We start from the raw sequence: 22,051 nt of genomic DNA, 5'->3' as shown, positions 1-22,051 counted from the left end.
CTACCGCCGGGTCGCCGCGGTCGCGCCCCGCCGGCCCGCGGTCCCCGCCGGCGCCCCCGCCGCGCTGCGGGTCGAGGCGCCGGAGCCCGCCCCTGGGTGATCGGGCGCGGCGAGGGGCTCCTCGCCGAGGCGCCACACCCGGGTCGCCCGGCCGCCGCCGTGCGGACCGCGAGTGACCAGGGCCGCAGCGGGGAAGCCTGCCGGCAGATCACGTGCACCGAGGGCGAGCACATGCCAGTGATGGGCGTCACCAAGTTCGAGCGCTTCTTCCGCACCGTCGCCGACCTGGACGTCGACCGGAACGACCTCAAGCGCTACAACGAGTTCGTCGGCCGCAAGCTGTACGACCTCATCGTGGTCGGCGAGGCGAAGGCGACGGCGAACGGCCGGGACATCGTCCAGCCGCACGACCTGCCGATCACCAAGGGCCTGCAGCAGTGCATCCACGAGTTCGAGAGGCGGGTCGATCCGGAGATCGAGCTCAAGCCGATCCTCGAGCAGCTGGCCACGCTGCCGCCGCTCGACCTCAGCCTCTCCGGCGAGACCGAGGCGCGGATCCCCAGTGTCGCCGGCGGGCTCTCCGTCGCCCTGGCACACGCCTTCACCATCATCGACGGGGCGATCCGCAACCCCTCGTCTGAGGACTGGGAGCGCGCCCTCCGGGTCTTCGACCTGCTGCTCTGACCGGGAACCGGGTTCACCCGGGGGGATCGCGCTCAGCAGCCGTCGACGAAGGCGGTGATCTCGGCGGTGAGCCGGGCCGGAGCCAGCCGCATCTCCAGCAGGGTGCTCGCCTCCACCAGCCGTGCGTTGGGCAGCTCGGCGGCGAGCATGTCGGCGTCGGAGAAGACGTGGATGGGGTCGCGGTGGTGGCCGATGATCAGCGCCGGCGCCTCGAGGGTGCGGCGCACCGAGCCGGGAGGGGCGACCCGGTCGAAGAGGATGCCCTGGATCACCGCACCGCTCGGGCCCGGGTCCTGCCGGACCATGTCGAGGGCGACGTCGACCCAGAAGGGCACCAGCGCGCTCGGCACCATCCGGGTGAGCAGGGAGACCATCGACATCGCCGGGCGGCCCAGGGTGAGCGCCAGCATGATCGGGGTGAACACCGCCGCCCCGGCGGGGAGGGCGTGGTCGAGCACCGGCATCTCGACGACCATGCCCTGCACGCGCGACGGGAACTGTGCGGCCACCTCCAGGGTGACGTTGGCGCCGAGCGAGGTGCCGCCGACCACCGCACGCTCGACACCGAGGTGGTCGAGCAGCGCCACGGCCTGGCCGGCGAACAGCGGCATCGAGTAGCTCGCCATGTCGGTGGGACGGTCGGACAGGCCGTGGCCGAGGAGGTCGAGGGTGACCACACGGTGGCCCCGCTCGGCGAGCGCGGTGGCGAGGTGGAGGTGCATCCGCTGCGAGAGCAGCAGGCCGTGCATCAGCAGGCAGGTGCGCCCGCGGTCGCCGTGGACGGTGTACGCGAGCCGGTGCCCGCGGTGGAGAAAGGTGCCGGTCCGGCTCATCGCCCTCCATCCTGACAGGTGACCTTGACTGATTTACATGTGACATCATAACATGACGAGATAAGCCGACGCCCCCGGTCCTGGAGGAGCTCGCCATGATCCCGACGCTGACCGCCGAGCCGATCGGCCACACCACCCCGGCCGAGTGGCTGTGGGTGGTGGGCGTGGTCGGGCTCCTGCTGGCCGTGTCCGGATGGCTGGTCGCCACCGGCGAGCCCGGCCGGCACCGCGCCCCGCTCTCCTGGCTGGAGCGCGCCTCGTCCTCGCTGCAGCGCGTCACCGGGCTGCCCGGCTGGTGCGCCGCCGGCGTGCTCCTCCACGGCTGGGCGCTGCTCTCCGCGGGGCTCGGGTTCTTCTGGGACGTCGCCTGGCACATCGACCTGGGCCGCGACAACCAGCTCCTCACCCCCGCGCACGTGCTCATCCTCGCCGGCCTCGGCGGTCTCGGCGCCGCCGGCGCGGTGAGCGTCCTGATGGCCACCCTCGACGGCGCCGCCACCGCCTGGTCGCTGCGGCGTCTGCGCATCCCCCGCGGCGCCGCCGCGCTGCTCGCCATCGGCGCCGGCGGGCTCTCCGGCTTCCCCCTCGACGACCTGTGGCATGCCAGCTACGGGGTCGACGTGACCATGTGGGGACCCACCCACCTGCTGATGATCGGCTCCGCGGTGCTCTCGCCGGTGGCGGTGTGGCTGCTGCTCGGCGAGGCCGGGCGCCACGCCGGCCGTCCCCGGGTGCGCGAGAACCTCTGGTTCGCCGCCGCGGCCGGGCTGCTGATCGCCTTCAGCGCCATGCAGCTGGAGTTCGACGACGGCGTGCCCCAGTGGCAGGCGCTCTACCAGCCGGTGATCATCGGCCTCGGCGCCACCCTGCCGATGGTCGCCGCCCGGGTCGCCCTCGGCCCCTGGGCGGCGGTGCGCGTCACCGTGAGCTTCCTCGTCCTCCGCGGGGTCGTGGCGCTGCTGGTCGGCCCCGGCCTCGGCCACGTGGTGCCTCACTTCCCCCTCTACCTGGGCATCGCCCTCTGCGTCGAGGGCGGCTACCTGCTCACCTCCGGCCGTACGGCGCTGACCTCGGCGCTCACCGCGGGGGCCCTCGCCGGCACGGTGGGGCTGGCCACCGAGTGGGGCTTCAGCCACCTCTGGGGCCGCGAGCCCTGGCAGCCGCAGATGCTCCACGGCATCTGGGCGGCGGCGCTGATCTCGGTGGCGGGCGCGGTGCTCGGCGCCGCCCTCGCCGGCGCCACCGCCTGGCGCCGCCCGCTGGTGGGCGCGCGGGTCGCGGCGCTCGCCGGCGTCTGCGCGATCGGGCTGCTCGCCGTGCCCCTGCCCCGCGAGTCCGCGCCGGTCACGGCGGTGGTGCACACCACCCCGGTGGGCGCGCCCCGGCCCGCGCTCGACCGGTTCGGCGGCGCCTCCCTCCACCAGGACGTGGCCGTCGAGGTCGACGTCGCCCCGACGGCGGCGGCACGGGGTGCCGATCTCTTCTGGGTCAACGCCTGGCAGGGAGGCGGCATGCACACCTCGCCGCTGGTCGAGGTCGCGCCGGGTCGCTGGCGGACCGAGTCGCCGGCGCCCACCGGCGGCACCTGGAAGACCATCCTGCTGCTCGGCAAGGGCGCGCTGCTGATCGCCGCGCCGGTGGCGATGCCCTCCGACCCCGCGTACGGGCAGGCGGCGATCCCGCTGCAGGCGGAGCGCACCGAGGCGTTCGTCCCCGCCTCGCAGATGTTCCTGCGCGAGGCCCACGGCGGCGCGGTCTGGCCCGCGGTGGTCGCCTACAGCTGCCTCGGCCTGGTGACCGCGGGCTGGCTGGCGGTGCTGGTCGCCGGGGCGGTCTCGCTGGCGCGCTCGGGGGGACGGCCCGGGCGCCCCGCCGCGCCCCGGTCGCGCCGCGGGCTGGTGGGCACGGGGGCGGCATCGTGAGCCGCCGCGATATCGCCGGCCTGCGGGTGGTGATGACCGGCGCCGGCGGCGGCATCGGCTCGGCAACCGCGGCGGCGCTGGGTGCCCGCGGGGCCCAGGTCTGCGGCATCGACCTGCACGGCGGCGGCGACCTGATCGCGGCGGACGTGCGCGACCAGGAGGCGATGCAGGCGGCGGTCGCCGAGGCCGCCCGCCGGCTCGGCGGCATCGACGTTCTGGTCAACAACGCCGGGATCGGCACCGCCCAGGACGCCGGCGCCCCCCCTGACGCCCAGGCCCGCGCCACCCTGGAGATCAACCTGCTCGGCGCCTGGATCACCACCGCCGCGGCGCTGCCGCACCTGCTCCGCAGCCGCGGCCACATCGTCAACGTGGCCTCCGGGCTGGCGATCGTCGCCATGCCGTACGCCGCCGCCTACTCGGCGAGCAAGCGCGGCCTCGCCGCGTACTCGGACTCGGTGCGCCTGGAGTACCGTGGCCGGGTGACCGTCACCACGGTGTACCCGGGCTACGTCCGCACCGCCATCCACGAGGGCCCGGCGGCGCAGGGCATCGCCCTCGAGGGCCTGGTCAACGCCGACCCCGTCGAGCAGGCGGCGGCGGCGCTGGTGCGGGCCTGCAGCCACCGCCCCCGCGAGCTCTCCACCAGCCGCACCACCGCGCTCTCGCTCGCGGTGGCCCGCCACCTCCCCCGGCTGGTCGAGGCGGTGGTGGCCCGCAGGTTCGAGGCGCGGCGGCGCCGGGGCGGCATCCAGCCCACCTTCCTCCGGTGATCCGTCGCGTCCTCCCCTGCCAGCACCACCACACCACGAGGTAGCCGCGATGGACCCCGATCAGCCCAGCCCGGCGGAGGTCGCCGCCCACATCGCCAGCGTCGACGACGCCACCCTCGAGGACCAGCTCACCCTGCTGGGGGTGGACACCGCTCTCACCCAGGTCTTCGAGGAGATGGCCCGGCGCTTCCTCCCCTTCCGGGCGCCCGGGCGCACCGCGGTGATGCAGTACGACGTTCGCCTCCGCGACGGCTCGGTGCGGGCCTGGCAGCTGAGCATCCACGACGGCGCCTGCACCGCGTCTCCGGGCACCGGCCGCACCGCCCAGGTGACCGCCGAGATCGCGCTCCCCACGTTCATGCGCATGGTGACCGGAGCCATCGAGCCGGTGGCCGCCTTCATGAGTGGCGACCTGAAGATGCGCGGCGACATGATGCTCGCCCAGCAGATGCAGAACTGGTTCGACCGCTCGTACTAGCCGAGCTCTCTCCTCACCACCTTCCCGGTGGCGTTGCGGGGCAGCGAGTCGACGAAGGTGACGTCGCGGGGGACCTTGTGGCGGGCGAGGTGGTCGCGGACGTGGGAGCGCACCGTGGCGGCGTCGAGCGGGGTGCCGTCGCGACGGACCACGTAGGCGGCGAGGCGCTGGCCGAACTGGTCGTCGGGGACGCCGACGACCGCGCAGTCGGCGACCGCCGGGTGAGCGAGGAGCGTCTCCTCCACCTCCGCGGGGAAGACGTTCTCGCCGCCGGAGATGATCATGTCGTCGTCGCGTCCCTCGACGAGGAGCAGGCCGTCCTCGGTGAACCGGCCGACGTCGCCGGTGCTGACCAGGGAGCCGAGGCGCTCCTTGTCGGCGCCGCTGGTGTAGCCCTCGAAGACCATGCTGTTGCCGACGAAGATGCGGCCGACGTGCTCAGGGGGGAGCTCGTGGCCGTGCTCGTCGAGGATCCTCACGATCGTCCCCCGGGGCGGCCGGCCGGCGGTGCCGGGGTGGGAGCGGAGCTCGGTGGGGGTGGCGATCGCCGCCCAGGCCACCTCGGTGGATCCGTAGAGGTTGTGGAGGACGTCGCCGAACTCGTCCATGAACCGCAGCGCCAGGGGGCCGGGCAGCGCCGAGCCGCTCACCGCCACCACCCGCAGCGACGCCGGCCGGCGGCTGGCGCGGAGGTGGTCGGGCAGGTCGAGGATGCGCTGGAGCATCACCGGCACCGCGACCAGCGCGTGGGCGCGGTGCTGCGCGAGCGCCGCCAGGGTGGCGGCGGGATCGAAGCGGCGCTGCAGCACCACCGTCGAGGCGAGCAGCGTGCCCAGGAGCAGGTTGGCGAACCCCCAGGTGTGGAAGAGCGGCGCCGCGATCACCGTGGTCTGCCGGGCGCGCAGGGGGATGCGCGACAGGATGGCGATGGCGGGGTCGATCCCCCCGGCGGCGCCCCGCGACGCGCCCCTGGGAGCGCCGGTCGTGCCCGAGGTGAGCAGGGTGAAGCGGCCCGGCCGCGAGGGCGGCGCCACGGTCTCGCCCCGGTGGCGCTCGGCGAGGCGGTCGAGCGTCGGCGTGCTCCGGGGCGGCTCGGTGTCGTGCCAGGCGATGAACCGGCGGCGGCGCCGGGCGCCCTCGCGGAGCAGCTCGGTGAACTCCTGGTCGTGGATCACGACCCGCGCCCTCTCGCCGCGGATCACCCCGGCGAGCTGGGGGCCGGCGAAGCCGGTGTTCAGCAGCACCCCGTCGGCGCCGAGCTTGGAGATTGCCACGATCGCCTCGACGAACCCGCGGTGGTTGCGGCAGAGCACCGCCACCCGGTCACCCTCGCCGACGCCCGCCTCGTGGAGGCCGTGGGCGATCGCGCTCGTCCGCCGGTCGAGCTCGGCGAAGGTGACGGTGCCGTTGTCGTCGACGATCGCGGGCTCGTCGGGATACCTGGCCGCCGCGGTGGCGTAGCCGGCGGCGGGGGTGAACCCCCAGCGCACCAGCGAGAGCAGCGCGGCGACGAGCCGGTCGGGCCGCGACGGCCGCAGCACGCCCGCCTCGGTGAGCACCCGCACCGCGTCGAGCTGGGCGGCGGCGGCGCGCACCGGGCGGTCGGGGCGGAGCAGCCAGGAGATCGCACCGGCGCCGGGAAGCGAGCGCTGCCGCCCCCTGCCCCCGGGCTCCTCGCTGTCCATCTCGCAGAGGATCATGCGCCTGTGTGACCGCGGATCGTGGCCTGAGGTCGACTGAGCTCACCGCTCTCGGATCCCGGCCTCGACCTCGTCGACGAACTCCCCGATCCAGCCGGCCAGCTCCGCCGGGTGGGTCAGCGGCAGCCAGTGGCCGGCATCGACGCCGCGCCGCCGCAGCACCGTGGCCCAGCGATCGAGGTCGTCGAAGAGCCGGGGGGAGACGTAGTGGTCGCGGTGTGCCACCACCAGCTGCACGGGCGCGTGGGCGAACGCGTCGGGGCGGGGACGGCGCCGCCACGGTCGCATGTTGCGGCGGTAGAGGCCGACCCCGTGGGCGGCGTCCGCGGCCAGGGTCGGGGCGGGATGGCGGTGGCTCGGCGGCACCTGCTCGACCCGGCGCAGGAAGCCCGCCCAGCGGCGCGCCAGCACCGTGCGCCAGGCCAGCTCGGGGAGCAGGGGGGCCTGGAACGCGGCGATGTACCAGGAGCGGCGGGCCTGCCCGGCGAGGGCGGCGAGCGCCCGCGGGGTGGGCCGGCGCAGCCGCCGCCGCATCCAGTGGGCGCTGTGGTCGAGGGAGGGACCGCTGATCGAGGTGAACGAGCGCAGCCGTCCGCGCATCCGCTCCGCGGTGGCCATCGCCCAGCCGGCGATCGAGCCCCAGTCGTGCCCCACCAGGTGCACCGACCGGCCCGGCACCACGGCGTCGAGCACCGCGGCGCAGTCGTCGACGAGGAGCTCGAGGTCGTAGCCGGCGGTCCGGCCGGGGGCGCTCGACTCGCCGGCGCCGCGCATGTCGTAGGCGATCACGTGGAAGCGCCCGGCGAGGCGGCGGGCGACCTCCTCCCAGACCTCCTTGGTGTCGGGGTACCCGTGGAGGAGGAGCACCGCCGGCGCCGAGCGGTCGCCGAGCTCGACCGCGGCGAGCCGCACCCCGGCGGCGTCGACCGGGTGCCGCTCGGCCGCGGCGATCGACAGCGGGTCATCCATCACCGAAGAACGTAACATGCACAGATGTCGAGTTCAACGGGTGATCCACGGTTTCGGCGATCCCCCTAGACTCCCGCCCCGTGATGCAACCCCGTCTCCTGCTGGCGCGCCTTGCCGGGCCGATGGCGCGGCGGCCGGGGAGAATCGCGGCCCTCGCCGTGCTGGTCTGCCTGCTTGGGGCCGCCGGGTTCGCGCGCTGGTCGGTCGACGCCGGCTCCGCCCTGCTGGTGGGCCGCAGCTCGGCGGCGCAGCAGGTGAACGACCGCTTCACCGACCAGTTCGGCGCCGACCCGATGGTGCTGGTGCTCTCCGCCCGGCAGCCCGGGGCCTTCTACGTCGAGCAGAACAACCTCCTCAAGCTGGTGGCGCTGGAGAGCGACATCGCCAGGAACTCCGGCGTCGCCTCGGTCCTCGGCCCCGGGACGGTGGTCGAGGCGGCCCAGCGCGCCGCTCAGAACCAGATCCAGAAGACCGTCCAGCAGTACAACCAGTACGTCTACGACCGGGCCCTGCTGGCGCTGGTGTCGGGGGCCGGCGGCGACCCGTCGAAGATCGACGCCGCAACCCTGCAGAAGTTCGAGTCCGACGCCCGCCAGGCGGCCACCCTCGCCCTCGCCGAGCTGGTCAGCGACCTGGTGAAGGCGGCCGGCGCCGCCGACACCGCCCGCACCGCGTTCAACGCCTCGCCCGCCGCCCAGGCGCCCACCGCCCGCATCGTCGACGCCGGCGAGAAGGCGGCCCAGGAGGCGGCGGCGGCGGTCCCCGTCCCCCCGACCTTCGCCCAGTACCTCTCCGGCGGCGGCAGCTCCGCGGCGGGCGCGCCCGCCGGCGGCGACGCCGCCCACCAGGCCTTCGTGACCATCGCCGCCGCCTACGGCGACTGCTACCAGGCCACCGCCCAGGCGCTCGGCCACACCCCCAGCTGCCAGAGCTTCCTCGCCCGCCTCCTGCTCGACCTCCCCAGCTGTCCCACCGTGGCCCAGTTCAAGGCCGCGCCCGCCGGTGCGGTGCAGCCCTTCTGCCCGCCGAAGGTGCAGTGGGCGGCGATGCTCCCGGCGCCGACGCCGGGGCAGCCCTCGTACGCGGTGATCACCGTCCGGCTCACCCGCGCCGCCGCCGCCGACCCGAAGGCGGTGGAGGCGGTGCGCAGCTGCATCCGCGCCGATCTCGACAGCGGCGGCCAGCACTGCACCAGCACCAGGCCCACCGCGGCCCGGATCCAGGCGCTCCAGCAGGTGGGCAGGCTGCTGCCGACGGAGTGTGGTGCCAGCCCCGACCGGCAGCCGCAGGTGACCGGCTGCCCCTACCTCGGCGTCACCCTCGCCGGGGCGCCGCTGCTCGCCCGTGGAGTGGCGACCTCGATCACCCACCAGCTCGCCGTGCTCTTCCCGGTGGCGCTGCTGGTCATGCTCCTGCTCCTGCTCGGCGCCCGCCGGGTGCGGGGCCGGCTGTGGGCGATCCCCGCCGCGGTGGCGGCGGCGCTGCTCACCTTCGGGCTCACCCTCGCCACCGGCACCCCGCTCACTCCCGCGGTGCTCGCCGGCGTGCCCGTGCTCGTCGGCCTCGGGGTCGACTACGCCGTCCAGCTGCTCTCCCGCTTCACCGAGGAGCGTGGCCGGGGGCTCGACCTCGAGGCGGCGCTGCGCGCCACCCTCACCAGCAGCGGCCACGCCACCCTGGTCGCGGCGCTGGCGATGGCCGGCGGCCTCGGCGTCCTCGCCCTCCTCGCCGGCGTCGACGCCGGCCCGCTGGTGGCGGTGCCGCTGGTCGCCGAGTTCGCCCTCGTGGTGCTGGGCGGGGTGGCCGCCGCCTGGCTGGCGGCCCTGCTGATCGCCCTGCCCGCGGCCGCCTGGGCGGAGCGGGGCCGCCCCTCGCCGTCCCTGCCGGCGGCGCCGCCCCGGCCCGCCACCCGCACCCTGGCGCTGGCGGCGCGCTGGCCGGTGGTGCTGATCCCCGCGGCGGTGCTCGCCCTCGCCGGCTGGGCGCTGCTGGGCTCGACGCCGGTACAGACCTCGGCCGAGCGGCTGCTGGCGCCGTCGCTCCAGGAGCTGAGCGACCTGCAGCGGGTGCGCGCCCAGACCGGCTACGCCAACGAGGTGGACATCTTCCTCGAGGGCCAGGTGACCTCGCAGACCGCGCTGCTCTACCAGCTCCAGGCGTCGCGCGACCTGCGCTGCCGCTACGGGGGCGGGGTCGCCCAGGTCACCTCGATCCAGGACATCGTCGGCGCCAGCTCGGGCACCGCACAGGCGGCGAGCCAGCAGCCCTGCGCCGCGGTGCCGGCGGCGCCCTCGCCCTCGCCGGGCGCGTCGCCCTCGCCCTCGACCCGGGCGGCCCCCGCGCCCAGCGGCACCGGGGCGCTGCCCGCCGGCGACGTGGTGCGGGCGGCCGGATCGGCCACCGCCGCACCCGCCTCCCCGGCGCCGGCGACGGCCGCGCCCAGCCCTGCGCCCACCGCCGCGGCGCCCGCTCCGGCCGCCGGCGCGGGGACGCCTCAGACCTCGGTGATCTGCCAGCTGCGCCTGCTCGCGCCGGTCAGCCGCAGCCTGGTGGGCGGGATTCCCCTCGACACCCCTCCCTGCCCCGCCGTCGACCCGATCACCTTCACCCCGCTGGCCAACGACACCCGGGCGAACGGCGCTCCGGCGGCGGTCGACCCGCGCTCGGCGCGGATCGTGATGGCCACCCGGATCACCAACGCCGCCGACCTGGCCCGGCTGGTCGACCAGGTGCGCACCGACATCGCCCGCTCCCGCCCCGGGGAGCTCTCCACCGCCGAGCCGGCGGGGCTGACCGCGCTGGCGGTGCAGGCGTACGACACCCTCACCTCGCGGGCGCTGCTGCTCAACCTCGTCCCCGTCGCCGCCGTTGCGCTGCTGCTGCTGGCCCTGCTCCGCCAGCCCCGGCGAGCGCTGCTCCCGGTGCTGCCGACCGCGCTCGCGGCGGGGTGGGCGCCGCTGGTGGTGCGCCTGCTCGGCCGCCTCCCCGGCGACGCCGGCGCCACCCTCGGCTCGCTGAACCCGCTCACCGTGGTGCTCGGCGCGCTCGTCGTCGCCCTCGGCACCGAGTTCGGCGTGGTGCTGATGGAGCGGTTCCACGAGGAGCGCTGGAACGGGCTCGAGCCCGCCGCGGCGGCCGCGACCGCGCTGAGCGGGGTGGGGCGGGCGATCGGGGTCTCGGCGCTCACCCTGGGGGCCGGCTTCGCGGTGCTGGCGCTCAGCGGGCTGCTCCCGGGCAGCATCCCGCTGATCGCCGACTTCGGCCTCGCCGTTGTGCTCGAGCTCGCCCTGGCGGTGGTCGCGGTGGTGGCGGTGATGCTGCCCCTGGCGGTCGCTCTCGAGATCCGCCGGCCGCTGGCCGCCCCGGCGCTGCCCGCGCCGGCGCCGGCCGCCCCGGCGCCGGCGCTCGACGCGCCGCCGCCCCCGTCGCCGCCCTCGTCACCGGTCACCGCGCCGCCGCCGCCCGAGGAGTGGTCGGAGCCCGCACCCGCCCCCGAGGAGGCCCCGGCCGCCGGCGCCCCCGGCGCCCGCCTGCCCTCGATCTCGGGACGGCGGCGGCCGCCCTCGGGCACCGAGCCTCCGGCCGCACCCCCGCCGCCGGAGCCGGAGCCGCCGCGGCTGCCCGGGGTCTCGGGGCGGGGCCGGCGCCGGCCCGCCGGCGAGGAGCCCGAGCCCGAGGAGGCCTCCGAGTAGCCGGGCTCAGCCCACCCCGACGGCGTGGAGCAGGGTGCCGACGACGACCAGCGCCATGATCATCACCGCCACCACCGCGAGCGGCGACAGCGCCGCGGTCAGGGCGCTCTGCGCGGGCAGCTCGTACACCGCCTGCACCGCGGTGGTGATCAGCACCAGGAACCAGGCCAGCAGCGCGTAGTTGAGGAAGCCGAGGACGATCCCGCCGGTGCTCGCGGGCGCTCCCGCGGCACGGTCGACGCCGGCCTGGAGCAGGCGCACCATCCCGAAGACGGCGAGCACCGGCCAGGCGTAGGCGCTCACCGCGAGATAGAGACGCCGCCGCGACGGCCGGCCCATCAGCTGGGCGACGGCGTCGACCACCAGGGCGTCGATGAGCCAGAAGCCGACGAAGAGCAGGGGCAGCGTCAGCGACGCGCCGACGTCGGCGGCGCGCTGGCCGGAGTTCCCCGGCTCGACCGCGATCGCGGCGAGCGAGAGGCCCAGGGACACCAGCCCGGTGCCCACCACCAGCGCCACCGCGGCCGCCAGCGGCCTGCCCCCGGCGAGCAGCGGCGCCCGCCGCCAGGGACGCACCGCCATCCCGGCGACGTCACCGATCAGCACCGGAGGGCCTCGGCGATCTCAGCCGCAGCCGTTGACGCCGAGCCTGGCGCCGAGCGTGTCACGGTCGGAGGCCGCCTGCGGGGCGGTCTCGAATGCGGCGGTGGTGAAGGCCTGGGTGTCGGCCCGGCGGGCGGCGTCGCCGGCCCCGGCGAGGTCGGCGATGAAGGTGTCGAGGGCGCCGAGCCACTGCCGGGCGAGGTCGCGCTCGTCCTCGGGGACGGGCACCTGGTGAAGGCGCGTCGAGGCGGTCCGGAGGATGGCGACGTTGCGGTCGAGGAAGACGGCGGCGGCCGGGAGGTCCTGCGGCCGCGGCCGCACCGCGGGGTCACGGAAGCTCTTCGGCAACGGCCCCGACGACTGCAGGTCGCTGGCGAGCTGCGCGCAGATCCCGTTGACCGCGCTCGCATAGTCGGCGCCGCTGCTGCGGGTCTGGCCGCCGCCGCACGCGACCAGCATCGCCGCACCGCCCGCGACCACCACCCAGCTCATCCTTCCAGGGGGGTGTCCCCCCCTCACTCCGGCGGCGGAGCCGCCTGCGCTCACCCCGCCCAGCCTGATGAGCAAGCTACTCATGCCCGGTCGCTGCTCCACTGCACCACCGCCAGCCCGGGGCAGTGTACGCGCTTGCCGGCACCCTCTCCCAGGGGCGCGGCGGGCTGTCCAAGGCGCGGGCCGCTGCCATAGGGCGTGGCGTCGCATGCCTGTGGCCCGGGGCCCCCCTAGCATCAGGGCGGTATGGAGCCGCACCTCGACGGACGCGTCGTCGCGCTGATGCAGACCCGCCACGCCGCCGAGCTGGCGGCTCTGGTGGAACGCCACGGCGGCGTCCCCGTCGCCGCGCCCTGTCTGCGCGAGGCGGCGGTCGAGGACGTGGCCCCGCTGGCTGCGGCCCTCCGGGAGGTGGCGGGTGCGCCCCTCGACCTGGCGATCTTCCAGACCGGGGTGGGCACCGACCGGCTGCTGGCCGCCGCCACCGCGGCCGGCCTCGTCGAGGCCGTGCTCGAGCGCCTCGCCGCCGCGGTGGTGCTGGCCCGCGGCCCCAAGCCGCTGGCGGTGCTGCTGCGGAACCACGTCCGCGTCGACCGCCGCACCCCCGAGCCCCACACCACCGCCGAGGTGGTCGACCTGGTCGAGGACGACCTGGGCGGCCGGCGGGTGATGCTCCAGCACTACGGCTCGCCCAACGCCGACCTCGCCGCGCTGCTCCGCGGGCGCGGCGCCGAGCTGGTGGAGATCAGCACCTACCAGTGGCGCCTGCCCCACGACACCGGACCGATCCGCAGCTTCCTGGTGCGCCTCGAGGCCGGCGAGCTCGACCTCACCGTGTTCACCAGCGCCTCGCAGGTCGACAACCTCTTCCACGTCGCCGAGGTCGAGGGCGTCGACGACCGGCTCGCCGGCTGGCTGGCGTCGAACACCGAGGTGGCCGCGGTCGGCCCGGTGTGCGCCGCCGCACTGCGGGCCCGCGGCGTGCCGGTGCGCATCGAGCCGGTGCGTCCGAAGATGGTGCCGCTGGTGCGCGCCCTGTGCGAGCATGTCGCCGCCGCACGCGCCGCCGGTCCCCGGTAGGCGAAACGCGCGGCGCCACCCCGCCGTTCCAGTGACCACGGGTGTCGATGCGCCCGCGGAGAGCCTGAGAGGTCGGTGATGCCCGAGCCCGAGCGCGACCAGGACGCCACCGCGGCGCCGGCGATCGACGAGGTCGAGGTCGACCGCATCCGCGGCCGCGGATGGCGCGACCATGCCGACGGCGGTGACCCCGCCTACCGGATGCTCCTCGCCAGCGTGCGCAGCCGGGGCGTGCTCGTCCCGCTGGTGGTGCGCGCCCATTCCGAGGGCGGCTACCAGCTGGTGAGCGGGGCCCGGCGGCTGCAGGCGGCGCGCGAGGCGGGCCGCGCCACGGTGCCGGTGATGGTGCGCGCGCTCGGCGACGTCGAGGCCCTGGTCGGCGGCGCCTGGGCGGCGCTCACCCGATCGGGGATCAGCCCCGACGAGGCGGAGCGGCTCCGCGGGCAGCTGGTCGCCGCCGGGGTGACCGACGACGACGCCGAGCTGCTCGCCGAGTCGCTGCCCCGCGCCGGCGCCGAGGTCGAGCTGACCGGGCGGCCTCGCACCGAGCGCGAGGGCCCGGCGCCGGCGTGGGCCTGGGGCGCGGCGGCGGGCGACGCCGAGCAGCCCCGCCGCGGCCGGCTGCGCCTCTCGCGACGCTCCGGCCGCTAGCGGTGCGGGCTCAGAGCCGGCAGCCGAGGACGTAGAGGCCCAGGCCGAGGGCGGCGCCGATGCCGGCGGAGGTCCACATCGGCATCTTGGTCATCACCACCCCCGCGAGGCCGCCGGCGAGGCCGGCCGCCACCGTCTCGGTGGTGAGGTTGATCTGGGCGGTCTGAAGGGCCGCGACCATCATGGACATGTGGGCTCAGGCTCCCAGGCGTGGACGTCGAGTGGAACGCAGTCGCCCGCATGATTGCATGCGCACCGCCGGGTTTCAACCTGAAGAGGCTGCGCCTCGGTCAGCGGGTGCCCCCACGGAAGCAGTCCGAGCAGTACACGGGACGGTCGCCGCGGGGCAGGAACGGCACCTTGGCGATCCCTCCGCAGCCGGCGCACACCACCTCGTGCATCTCACGCGCGGGGCGGAAACCGCCGCCGCCGCCGCCACCACCGCCGCGGTTCATGCCGCCGCCCGCCGAGCCCGAGGCGGCCTTCCGTGCGGCCCGGCAGTCGGGACAGCGGGAGGGGGGGTTGGTGAGACCGCGGGAGGCGTAGAACTCCTGCTCGCCCGCAGTCCACACGAAATCGATGCCGCACTCGCGGCACTTGAGCGTCTGATCGACCGACACGCGCCAAGACCTCCATCCGGCGCGTCACGAGGCCGCCGGGACCGAACTGATGCCCGGGACGGTATCACCCCTCATGGGGGCGGTGGCGATCTCCGTGTCACCGGTCTGTGGTCCTGGTGGCGGAGGCGGGCTATCCTGGGTTCGCGGTGCCGTTTCGAGAGCGCGCGGGGACGACGATGACCCGGAGAACACGGGCGCTGCCGGCGCTGCTGGCGGTGCTGCTCGGCCTGTCCGGCTGCGGCTCCCCGCCGGTCGCGAAGCCGTCGCCGCCCGCCCCTTCGACGTCCTCCGCCGACCGCCTGTACAACGACTACCTGGCGGCGCTGCGGGCGGCGCGGAGCGAGCACTACACCGGCACGGTCGCCTTCAACGACGGCACCTCGGTGAGCATCGAGGTCACCGCCACCCAGACCACCGCGCACCTGGTCGCCCGCTCCCAGGGCGTCGGCGTCGAGGAGATCGTCGCCGGCGGCCACGCCTACCAGCGCGGCGGCTCCCACGGACCCGACTGGGTGGTGCTGTCGCCCGACGAGGCGCGCGGCGCCATTGCCCTCACCATGCAGCGGGAGGCGGAGTGCAACGCCCGCGAGCACGGCGCTCTGCACCTGGGGCCGCAGACCCGGATCGGCGGGCGCCTGGTGGCCACCGTGGTCGACGACGGCCACGGCGCCGGCGCTGCGCCGCAGAACAGCTACCTGACCGTCGACGCGCCCGTCCGCCTGGTGCGGATGGTGCAGACCGGGCCGCAGACCGACGGTGGCAGCGCCGACTGCGGCCACCAGCCCGGCGCGGTGGCGATCTCGGCGCAGGTCGACTACGACCGCTTCGACACCCCGGTGACGATCACCCCGCCGCCCGATCCCACCGACCCCAACGCCAGGACCGCGTAGGGCTCTCCGCGCCTAGAACTGCCAGCGCCGCCGGCCCTCGCCGCGGAGCAGGCGGCCGAAGCGCAGCCCGGGGAAGTGGGCCGCCGCCACCGGCACGTCCCCGCCCTCGATCTCGCGGATCAGCGCGGCGCGGGTGCGCTGCGCCAGCGCGGGGTCGACGTCGCCCATCCCCGCCCACTCGTCGTCGACGAGCTCGACCGGGCAGTGCACCACGTCGCCGAGCAGCAGCGCGCGCTCGGTGCCGGAGGAGACCACCACGATGCTGCTGCCCGGGGTGTGACCGGGGGCGTGGAGCACGTCGATGCCGGGGAGCACGGTGGAGCCCGCCTCCCAGAAGGCGACCCGGTCTGCGAGGGGGGTGAGCTTGCGCGCGGCGCCGCCGTCGGGGCCGGTGACGAAGTGGGCCCAGTCACGCCGGTCGCAGCGGGGGACGGCGTTGACGAAGACCACCGCGCCCTTCTGGGTGGCCCAGCCGACGTGGTCGAAGTGGAGGTGGGTGAAGACCAGGTCGGTCACGTCCGCCGCGGCGACGCCGAGCGCCGCCAGGCTGTCGAGCAGCCGCCCGCCCTCGAAGCCCCCGCGGCTCAGCGGGCCCAGCCCGCAGTCGACGAGGACGGTGTGGCCGCCGCCGCGGACGAGGAAGCCGCCGAGCTCGAGCTCCAGCATGCCGTCGCCGGCGAGGAACTCGCGGTGCGGCGCCCAGGCGTCGTCGCCGGTGCCGGCGTAGGCCTCCGACGGCGCCACCCGCGCCATCCCGTCGGCGACCGGGTCGATGCGCAGGTCGCCGACGAGCATGACCGGAGTATCTCTAACGGTTCGCCCAGTAGGCGAGGGTGGACTGCTGCTCCGCCTTCTGCGCCTGGGCCAGCCAGGCACGCCACTCCGGCTCGAAGCCGGCAGGCGGCACGAAGAGCGCAGCCCACTTCCACTCGGCGGGAAGCCCGCCGGCGTGTGCCGCGAGACCGCTGGTGGAGGGGGTGGGGTTGTAGCCCGATGCCATGGTCGTCATCCCTGTATCTGAAAACACCCGCCCGGATGGCGGACGGCACGAGTGTTCCCCCACTTGCCACCATCAAACGCGTGAGATCCACCCCCACGACCGGCACCCCGGCAGCGTCCGGCGACCTCTCCCGCAGCCTCGCCGGCTTCGGCCTGATGCTGCCCACGTTCGACCCCTACCGCCAGGGTGGCTGGCCGCTGCTCGAGGCGGCGGAGCGCGCCGAGGAGCTCGGCTTCGACTCCGGCTGGGCCGGCGACCACCTCCAGTACCACGCCCCGGTGCTCGAGCCCTTCGCCGCGCTCGCCGCCGCCGCCGCCCGCACCCGCACGCTGCGGCTCGGCTTCGGGGTGATGCTGCTGGCGTTGCGCTCGCCGGTGTGGGTGGCCAAGCAGCTCGCCACCCTCGACGCCCTCGCCCCCGGGCGGATCGTCCTCGGTGTCGGCGCCGGCGGCGAGAACCCGGCCGAGTTCGAGGCCGCCGGGGTGCCGCTGCGGGAGCGCGGCCGGCGCGTCGACGAGGCCCTGGAGATCGTCGGCAGGCTGCTCGAGGGCGGCCCCGTCGTCCACCCCGGCCCCCTGCTCCCGCTGCGCAGCCCTGGGCTCGAGCCGGTGCCCGGGCGGCGGCTGCCGCTGGTGGTCGGCGGCCGCTCCGAGGCCGCCCAGGCACGGGCGGCGCGGGTGGCCGACGCCTGGCTGGCGGTCTGGCTCAGCCCCGAGCGGGTGGCCGCGGGCCGGGAGCGGATCGCCGGGCTCGCCGCCGCCGCCGGCCGGCCCGCCCCCCAGACGCTGCTGATGGTCTTCGTCAACGTCGCCGGCGACCGCGCTCGGGCCCGGGCCGAGGTCGACGCCCTCACCCGCGGCCAGTACGGGCTGCCGCTGGAGCGGCTGGAGCGCTGGTGCCTGATCGGTGACGCCGCCACCGTCGCCGAGGGCCTCGCCGCCCATCGCGCCGCCGGGGTCGACGGCTTCGTCCTCCATCCCGCCGGCCCCGACCCCCTCGCCCAGCTCGAGCCGCTGGCGGCGGTGCGGAGCCTGCTGCCGTGACCGCCGAGGGACTTGCCGTCGAGGATCGGGGCCGGCTGCGGCTGGTCTGGCTCGACCGCCCGCGGCGGCGCAACGCCCTGAGCGTGGCGATGATCACCGGGCTGCGCGAGGTCCTGGAGGCGGCGATGACCGCGCCGGGCCTCGACGGGGTCGTCCTGCTCGGCCGCGGCCCCCACTTCTCCGCGGGCGTCGACCTCGCCGCCATGGCGGCGGCGGGGGAGGCGGAGATCCTCGGGCTGATCACGGCGCTTCGGGACCTCTGCGCCACTGCCCGGCGCGGCCCGCGGCTGGTGGTGGCGGCGGTCCAGGGCGGCTGCATCGGCGGCGCCTTCGAGCTCGCGATGGCCGCCGACCTGCGGGTCGCCAGCGCGGAGGCCTGGTTCGCCCTCCCCGAGGTGCGGGTGGGGATGCCCTCGGTGATCGACGCCGCCCTCCTCGTCCACCACGTCGGCCTCGGCCGCGCCCGCGAGCTGCTGCTCACCGGCGACCGCCTCGACGCCCGCCGCGCCCTCGACTGGGGGCTGGTGACGGTGCTCGTCGACGACCCCGAGGAGCTGGTCGACGCCGCCGCGGCGCTGGTCGCCCGGGTGGCGGTCAACGACCCGGCGGCGGTGGCGACGCAGAAGGCGCTGATCGAGGAGTGGCTCAACCTCGGCCTCGACGAGGCGATCGATCGCAGCATCGGGGTGCTGGGACGCGCCTTCGCCACCGGGGTGCCGCAGCGCCTCTGTGGAGAGCGGCCGGGTCCTACATGACCCGCAGCGCGCCGCCGCCGTCGCGCTCGCGGCGGGCGAGGGCGCGGAGCACGGCGGTGTCGCCGTGGCGCAGCCGGGCCACCTCCACCAGGGTGCCGATCGCCGCCGTCCCGGCCGCCGCGGGCAGCTCCGGGGTGGGCACGCCGACGCTGACGCAGAGGTCGTCGATGTGCAGGGTGAGCTCGACGAGCCGGGTCAGCAGGTACTCGTCGAGGCGGATGACCACCCCCTGGTAGACGCTCACCAGCCGCCCCTCGGGCTCCCGCGCCAGCCGTTCGCGCAGCCGTGCGCAGGCCTCGGCCGCCGCCGCCGCCACCCGCTCCGGGCCCTCCGCCGCCTGCTCCTCGCCGCGCTCGCGGATGGCGGTGTGGACCGGGGAGGAGAGGTCCGCGCCCTCGGGCAGGGCGCGGGCGTAGTAGGCGGCGGCGGTGATCGGCTCGCCGCCGGGCTCGGGGCGGTCGAGGTAGACGTCCACGGTGCCGGCGCCGCGGAGCAGGTGGCCGGCGAGCCCCCGCACCGAGAGCAGGCGCAGGGCGCTGGGCTCGTCCCACCGCCGGGCCACCTCCGGCAGCGCGAGCACGGCGCACGCGGCCTCGGCGGTGTCGAGGAACGCGGCGCGCACCTCGGGCGATGTCAGCGCGGCCATCGGTCGGATCCTCCTCGGCCCGCCCCGGTGATGGGGCGGGCGGATATCGTACGGAGAGGATGAGCGTCACCGACCGCCTGCTCGACAACAACCGCGCCTTCGCGGAGGCCTTCGCGAGCCGGCCCCCTGCCACCGCCGAGCGGAGGGTCGCGGTGGTCGCCTGCATGGACGCCCGGATGGACGTCTACGCGATCCTCGGGCTCCGCGAGGGGGAGGCCCACGTCATCCGCAACGCCGGCGGGGCGGTCACCGAGGACGTGATCCGCTCGCTGCTGGTCTCCCAGCGGCTGCTCGGCACCGAGGAGGTCATCCTCCTCCACCACACCGGCTGCGGCATGCTCACCTTCACCGACGACGCGGTGAAGGCGCAGGTCCAGGCGGAGACGGGGGTGAGGCCGGGGTTCGCCCTGGAGGCCTTCACCGATCTGGAGGAGGAGGTCCGCCAGTCGATCGCCCGCATCGAGGCCAGTCCCTTCGTCCCCCGCAAGGAGAGTGTCCGCGGCTTCGTCTACGAGGTGGACACCGGGCTGCTGCGCGAGGTTTCGGCGGTGGGCGACGAGGTCACACTGATCCGGCGGGGTGACGGCACCACGGAGGGTTTGACCCCCCGTCCGCCCTCTGGTACACTCCGTCGCGCACCTAGCCGCCGCTAGGTTTTATTTTTGTCGAGGCACAACGATGGCTGCGGGTAAGGGTGGCGTGATGACGGTGACCTTGCAGTGTCCAACCTGCAAGGAACGCAACTACACGACACAGAAGAACAAGAGAAACGATCCGGATCGCATGGAGCTGCGCAAGTTCTGCAGCCGGTGCCGCACCCACACGGCGCACCGGGAGACGAAGTAGCCAAAGGGCCGCCATTCGGGTCCGGCTCTTCCCTATCCCAACACAGGGGTGTAGCTCAGTTGGTAGAGCAGCGGTCTCCAAAACCGCAGGTCGCACGTTCGAGTCGTGTCGCCCCTGCCATCTCAACTTTCATATTCCGCACCGGCTGAGCAGTCGGTAGCGCCATTTTCAGCGTCGGAGGACAGACGTGGCCAAGGCCAAGGCGGCCACCCCCAAGCCACCGGGTGGACCGCGCGGCGGAGGAGCCGCCCCGCCCAAGCCGGAGCGCGGCGGTAACTACCTCAGGGAGGTCTATCTCGAGCTGCGCAAGGTCTCGTGGCCGTCGCGCGGCGAGCTGATCCGGATGACCCAGGTGGTGATCGCCACGGTGATCATCTTCGCGGGGATCATCGGGTTCGCCGACTTCCTCCTCTCGCTCGCCGTGAAGCAGCTGTACGTAACCCACGCCGTGGGCAAGTGAAAGATATGGCCGAGATCGCTGCAGAGACACGCACCCCGCCCACCGAAGCCAAGTGGTACGTGGTGCACGCCTACTCCGGTCACGAGGAGAAGGTTCGGGCAAACCTCCTCAAGCGCGTGGAGTCGATGGACATGTCGGACAAGATCTTCGACGTCCTCGTCCCCACCGAGGAGGTCATCGAGATCAAGGACGGGCAGCGGAGGAAGGTCGCACGGCGCATCTTCCCCGGCTACATCCTGGTCAACATGGTGATGTCCGACGAGTCCTGGTACGTGGTCCGCAACACCCCCGGGGTCACCTCGTTCGTGGGCTCGGGGAACAAGCCGGTGCCGCTCCAGGAGCACGAGATCCGGAGCATCATCAAGACCAAGGAGGCGGTGGCCCAGAAGGTCACCGTCGAGTACCAGACCGGCGAGAACGTGCGCGTCGTCGACGGGCCCTTCACCGACTTCCACGGGAAGGTGGTGGAGATCGACCCGTCCAAGGGCAAGCTCAAGGTGCTGGTCAACATGTTCGGGCGCGAGACGCCGGTTGAGCTCGACCTTCTCCAGGTCGAGCGCCTGCGGTAGAGATTCCAGGAGTCCCATGGGAAAGAAGAAGGTCAAGACCGTCATCCGCCTGCAGATCGTCGCGGGCAAGGCCACACCGGCGCCCCCGGTGGGCACCGCGCTCGGCCCTCACGGCCTGAACATCATGGAGTTCTGCCGCACCTACAACGAGCGCACCGCGGCCCAGGCGGGCACGGTGATCCCCGCGGAGATCACCGTCTACGAGGACCGCACCTTCACCTTCATCACCAAGACGCCCCCGGCCTACGACCTGCTCAAGCAGGCCGCCGGGGTCGACAAGGGGTCGGCCAAGCCGAACCGCGACAAGGTGGGGACCGTCACCCGCGACCAGGTGCGCGAGATCGCCGAGCTCAAGATGAAGGACCTCAACGCCTTCGAGATCGAGTCGGCGATGCGCGTCATCGAGGGCACCGCCCGGTCGATGGGCCTGGTCGTCGTCTAGAACCGATCCATCAGTGGGAGGGCCGCCACCGAGCGGCCCGCCATCACCACCCGGAGAGCCGTCAGATGCCACACAGCTACGGAAAGAAGTACCGCGAGGCCGCCAGCCAGATCGAGGCGCACCGCCTCTACGACCCCCAGGATGCGGTCACCCTGGTGCGCCAGACCTCGCCGGTCAAGTTCGACGCCACCGTCGAGGCGCACGTCCGCCTCGGCGTCGACCCGCGTCACGCCGACCAGATGGTGCGCAGCAGCGCGCTCCTGCCCCACGGCACCGGCCGGCAGCGGCGCATCGCCGTGTTCGCCATGGGCGACAAGATGCGCGAGGCGCTCGAGGCCGGCGCCGACATCGTCGGCGGCGAGGACCTGGTCAAGAAGGTGCAGGCGGGGGAGATCGACTTCGACGTCGCCCTCGCCACCCCGGACATCATGGGTCAGGTGGGCCGGCTCGGAAAGATCCTCGGCCCCCGCGGGATGATGCCCAACCCGAAGTCGGGGACGGTCACCTTCGACATCGCCAAGGCGGTGCGTGACGTCCAGGGCGGCCGCGTCGAGTTCCGCGTCGACCGCTTCGGCATCGTCCACGTGCCCGTCGGCAAGGTGTCGTTCGACGACTCCAAGCTGCGCGACAACTTCGCCACCCTGATGGAGGCGATCGTCAAGGCGAAGCCGGCGGCGGCCAAGGGCACCTACGTGAAGACGGTGACGCTCACCTCGACGATGGGCCCGGGGGTCAAGGTCGACGCGCAGCAGGCCGCGCGGCTCACCGTGGGATAGGCTCCCATCCCCGGGGGGCGACGGCTCTGTGGGCATGGGGGACCCGTCAGAGACCGGGGCGGGTGAACGCCTCGTGATGGGGGCCGGTGTCGGGGTCGATCTCGCGGAGCAGGCGGGTGGCGTCGGC

General features: G+C 74.8%; 25 protein-coding genes, 1 tRNA gene and 1 pseudogene. 17 read left to right on the top strand and 10 right to left on the bottom strand.

Going from position 1 to position 22,051, the window contains the following annotated elements; genetic code table 11:
- The first annotated feature begins 231 nt into the window (after positions 1-231).
- Positions 232-684 (top strand): DUF1931 family protein, encoded by a 453-nt coding sequence (locus tag VGL20_05470; protein HEY2703120.1) that lies wholly within the window; start codon positions 232-234, stop codon positions 682-684.
- 32 nt (positions 685-716) lie between these two features.
- Here the strand turns inward: VGL20_05470 and VGL20_05465 are convergent, their stop codons facing one another.
- Positions 717-1,517: an alpha/beta fold hydrolase gene (locus tag VGL20_05465; GenBank protein HEY2703119.1), complete on the bottom strand. Its 801-nt coding sequence runs from the start codon at positions 1,515-1,517 to the stop codon at positions 717-719.
- Between the two features lie 95 nt (positions 1,518-1,612).
- Here VGL20_05465 and VGL20_05460 point away from each other — a divergent pair, with 95 nt between their 5' ends.
- Genes VGL20_05460 through VGL20_05450 form a run of 3 tightly spaced genes read left to right on the top strand, consistent with a single transcriptional unit; the run spans position 1,613 to position 4,690 of the window.
- Positions 1,613-3,439 (top strand): hypothetical protein, encoded by a 1,827-nt coding sequence (locus tag VGL20_05460; protein HEY2703118.1) that lies wholly within the window; start codon positions 1,613-1,615, stop codon positions 3,437-3,439.
- A complete protein-coding gene (locus VGL20_05455; GenBank protein HEY2703117.1) occupies positions 3,436-4,212 on the top strand; it encodes an SDR family NAD(P)-dependent oxidoreductase in 777 nt (258 codons plus the stop codon). Before VGL20_05460 ends, VGL20_05455 begins: the two co-directional genes overlap by 4 nt.
- A gap of 49 nt (positions 4,213-4,261) precedes the next feature.
- Positions 4,262-4,690: an SCP2 sterol-binding domain-containing protein gene (locus VGL20_05450; GenBank protein HEY2703116.1), complete on the top strand. Its 429-nt coding sequence runs from the start codon at positions 4,262-4,264 to the stop codon at positions 4,688-4,690.
- Here the strand turns inward: VGL20_05450 and VGL20_05445 are convergent.
- Both VGL20_05445 and VGL20_05440 read right to left on the bottom strand, forming a co-directional pair.
- Positions 4,687-6,375, bottom strand: coding sequence for an AMP-binding protein (locus VGL20_05445; GenBank protein HEY2703115.1), 1,689 nt, complete (start codon positions 6,373-6,375; stop codon positions 4,687-4,689). The genes VGL20_05450 and VGL20_05445 overlap by 4 nt on opposite strands.
- 57 nt (positions 6,376-6,432) lie before the next feature.
- On the bottom strand, positions 6,433-7,359 hold the full coding sequence (locus VGL20_05440; protein HEY2703114.1) for an alpha/beta fold hydrolase: 927 nt from the start codon (positions 7,357-7,359) through the stop codon (positions 6,433-6,435).
- A gap of 83 nt (positions 7,360-7,442) precedes the next feature.
- Here VGL20_05440 and VGL20_05435 point away from each other — a divergent pair, with 83 nt between their 5' ends.
- On the top strand, positions 7,443-11,051 hold the full coding sequence (locus tag VGL20_05435; protein ID HEY2703113.1) for an MMPL family transporter: 3,609 nt from the start codon (positions 7,443-7,445) through the stop codon (positions 11,049-11,051).
- Between the two features lie 6 nt (positions 11,052-11,057).
- Here VGL20_05435 and VGL20_05430 read toward each other — a convergent pair whose 3' ends face one another.
- Both VGL20_05430 and VGL20_05425 read right to left on the bottom strand, forming a co-directional pair.
- Positions 11,058-11,657 (bottom strand): YIP1 family protein, encoded by a 600-nt coding sequence (locus VGL20_05430; protein ID HEY2703112.1) that lies wholly within the window; start codon positions 11,655-11,657, stop codon positions 11,058-11,060.
- Between the two features lie 18 nt (positions 11,658-11,675).
- A complete protein-coding gene (locus VGL20_05425; protein HEY2703111.1) occupies positions 11,676-12,137 on the bottom strand; it encodes a hypothetical protein in 462 nt (153 codons plus the stop codon).
- Between the two features lie 255 nt (positions 12,138-12,392).
- On the opposite strand from VGL20_05425, the gene VGL20_05420 reads away from it, so the two are divergent.
- Together VGL20_05420 and VGL20_05415 are read left to right on the top strand one after the other, a co-directional pair.
- Positions 12,393-13,226 (top strand): uroporphyrinogen-III synthase, encoded by an 834-nt coding sequence (locus VGL20_05420; protein HEY2703110.1) that lies wholly within the window; start codon positions 12,393-12,395, stop codon positions 13,224-13,226.
- A gap of 78 nt (positions 13,227-13,304) precedes the next feature.
- Positions 13,305-13,877 carry a ParB/RepB/Spo0J family partition protein gene (locus tag VGL20_05415; protein HEY2703109.1) on the top strand — a complete coding sequence of 191 codons (573 nt, stop codon included), beginning with the start codon at positions 13,305-13,307 and terminating at the stop codon, positions 13,875-13,877.
- A 10-nt stretch (positions 13,878-13,887) separates the two neighbouring features.
- Here VGL20_05415 and VGL20_05410 read toward each other — a convergent pair whose 3' ends face one another.
- Entirely contained in the window at positions 13,888-14,067 is a 180-nt protein-coding gene (locus VGL20_05410) for a hypothetical protein (protein ID HEY2703108.1), read from the bottom strand.
- A gap of 100 nt (positions 14,068-14,167) precedes the next feature.
- Positions 14,168-14,497, bottom strand: coding sequence for a zinc-ribbon domain containing protein (locus tag VGL20_05405; GenBank protein ID HEY2703107.1), 330 nt, complete (start codon positions 14,495-14,497; stop codon positions 14,168-14,170).
- 176 nt (positions 14,498-14,673) lie between these two features.
- Here VGL20_05405 and VGL20_05400 point away from each other — a divergent pair, with 176 nt between their 5' ends.
- On the top strand, positions 14,674-15,387 hold the full coding sequence (locus VGL20_05400; protein ID HEY2703106.1) for a hypothetical protein: 714 nt from the start codon (positions 14,674-14,676) through the stop codon (positions 15,385-15,387).
- A gap of 12 nt (positions 15,388-15,399) precedes the next feature.
- On the opposite strand, the gene VGL20_05395 is transcribed toward VGL20_05400, so the two are convergent.
- Positions 15,400-16,182 (bottom strand): MBL fold metallo-hydrolase, encoded by a 783-nt coding sequence (locus tag VGL20_05395; protein ID HEY2703105.1) that lies wholly within the window; start codon positions 16,180-16,182, stop codon positions 15,400-15,402.
- Between the two features lie 13 nt (positions 16,183-16,195).
- Positions 16,196-16,387, bottom strand: a complete 192-nt coding sequence (locus VGL20_05390) for a hypothetical protein (protein ID HEY2703104.1) — start codon at positions 16,385-16,387, stop codon at positions 16,196-16,198.
- An 80-nt stretch (positions 16,388-16,467) separates the two neighbouring features.
- On the opposite strand from VGL20_05390, the gene VGL20_05385 reads away from it, so the two are divergent.
- Both VGL20_05385 and VGL20_05380 read left to right on the top strand, forming a co-directional pair.
- Positions 16,468-17,430, top strand: a complete 963-nt coding sequence (locus VGL20_05385) for an LLM class flavin-dependent oxidoreductase (protein ID HEY2703103.1) — start codon at positions 16,468-16,470, stop codon at positions 17,428-17,430.
- Positions 17,427-18,185 carry an enoyl-CoA hydratase-related protein gene (locus VGL20_05380; GenBank protein ID HEY2703102.1) on the top strand — a complete coding sequence of 253 codons (759 nt, stop codon included), beginning with the start codon at positions 17,427-17,429 and terminating at the stop codon, positions 18,183-18,185. Before VGL20_05385 ends, VGL20_05380 begins: the two co-directional genes overlap by 4 nt.
- On the opposite strand, the gene VGL20_05375 is transcribed toward VGL20_05380, so the two are convergent.
- Entirely contained in the window at positions 18,178-18,831 is a 654-nt protein-coding gene (locus VGL20_05375; GenBank protein ID HEY2703101.1) for a maleylpyruvate isomerase N-terminal domain-containing protein, read from the bottom strand. The two genes, VGL20_05380 and VGL20_05375, sit on opposite strands and share 8 nt — an antisense overlap.
- Positions 18,832-18,890: 59 nt before the next feature.
- Between VGL20_05375 and VGL20_05370 the strand changes: the two are divergent.
- The 7 genes and pseudogenes from VGL20_05370 to rplA all read left to right on the top strand — a co-directional run bounded on the left by VGL20_05370 (position 18,891) and on the right by rplA (position 21,924).
- Positions 18,891-19,379: pseudogene (locus VGL20_05370) on the top strand (carbonic anhydrase).
- A 130-nt stretch (positions 19,380-19,509) separates the two neighbouring features.
- The gene (gene rpmG / locus VGL20_05365) at positions 19,510-19,677 is read left to right on the top strand and encodes a 50S ribosomal protein L33 (protein HEY2703100.1); all 168 of its coding nucleotides are present in this window, start codon (positions 19,510-19,512) and stop codon (positions 19,675-19,677) included.
- Positions 19,678-19,721: 44 nt separating this feature from the next.
- A tRNA-Trp gene (locus tag VGL20_05360) sits at positions 19,722-19,797 on the top strand.
- A 67-nt stretch (positions 19,798-19,864) separates the two neighbouring features.
- Positions 19,865-20,137, top strand: coding sequence for a preprotein translocase subunit SecE (gene secE, locus VGL20_05355; GenBank protein HEY2703099.1), 273 nt, complete (start codon positions 19,865-19,867; stop codon positions 20,135-20,137).
- Positions 20,138-20,142: 5 nt separating this feature from the next.
- Positions 20,143-20,706, top strand: coding sequence for a transcription termination/antitermination protein NusG (gene nusG / locus VGL20_05350; protein ID HEY2703098.1), 564 nt, complete (start codon positions 20,143-20,145; stop codon positions 20,704-20,706).
- A gap of 16 nt (positions 20,707-20,722) precedes the next feature.
- The gene (gene rplK / locus VGL20_05345; protein HEY2703097.1) at positions 20,723-21,148 is read left to right on the top strand and encodes a 50S ribosomal protein L11; all 426 of its coding nucleotides are present in this window, start codon (positions 20,723-20,725) and stop codon (positions 21,146-21,148) included.
- A 65-nt stretch (positions 21,149-21,213) separates the two neighbouring features.
- Entirely contained in the window at positions 21,214-21,924 is a 711-nt protein-coding gene (gene rplA, locus VGL20_05340) for a 50S ribosomal protein L1 (protein ID HEY2703096.1), read from the top strand.
- Positions 21,925-22,051 lie beyond the last annotated feature (127 nt).

Source organism: Candidatus Dormiibacterota bacterium (assembly GCA_036495095.1).
Taxonomy (GTDB): domain Bacteria; phylum Chloroflexota; class Dormibacteria; order Aeolococcales; family Aeolococcaceae; genus CF-96.
This window is presented reverse-complemented; position numbering and strand designations above follow the sequence as displayed.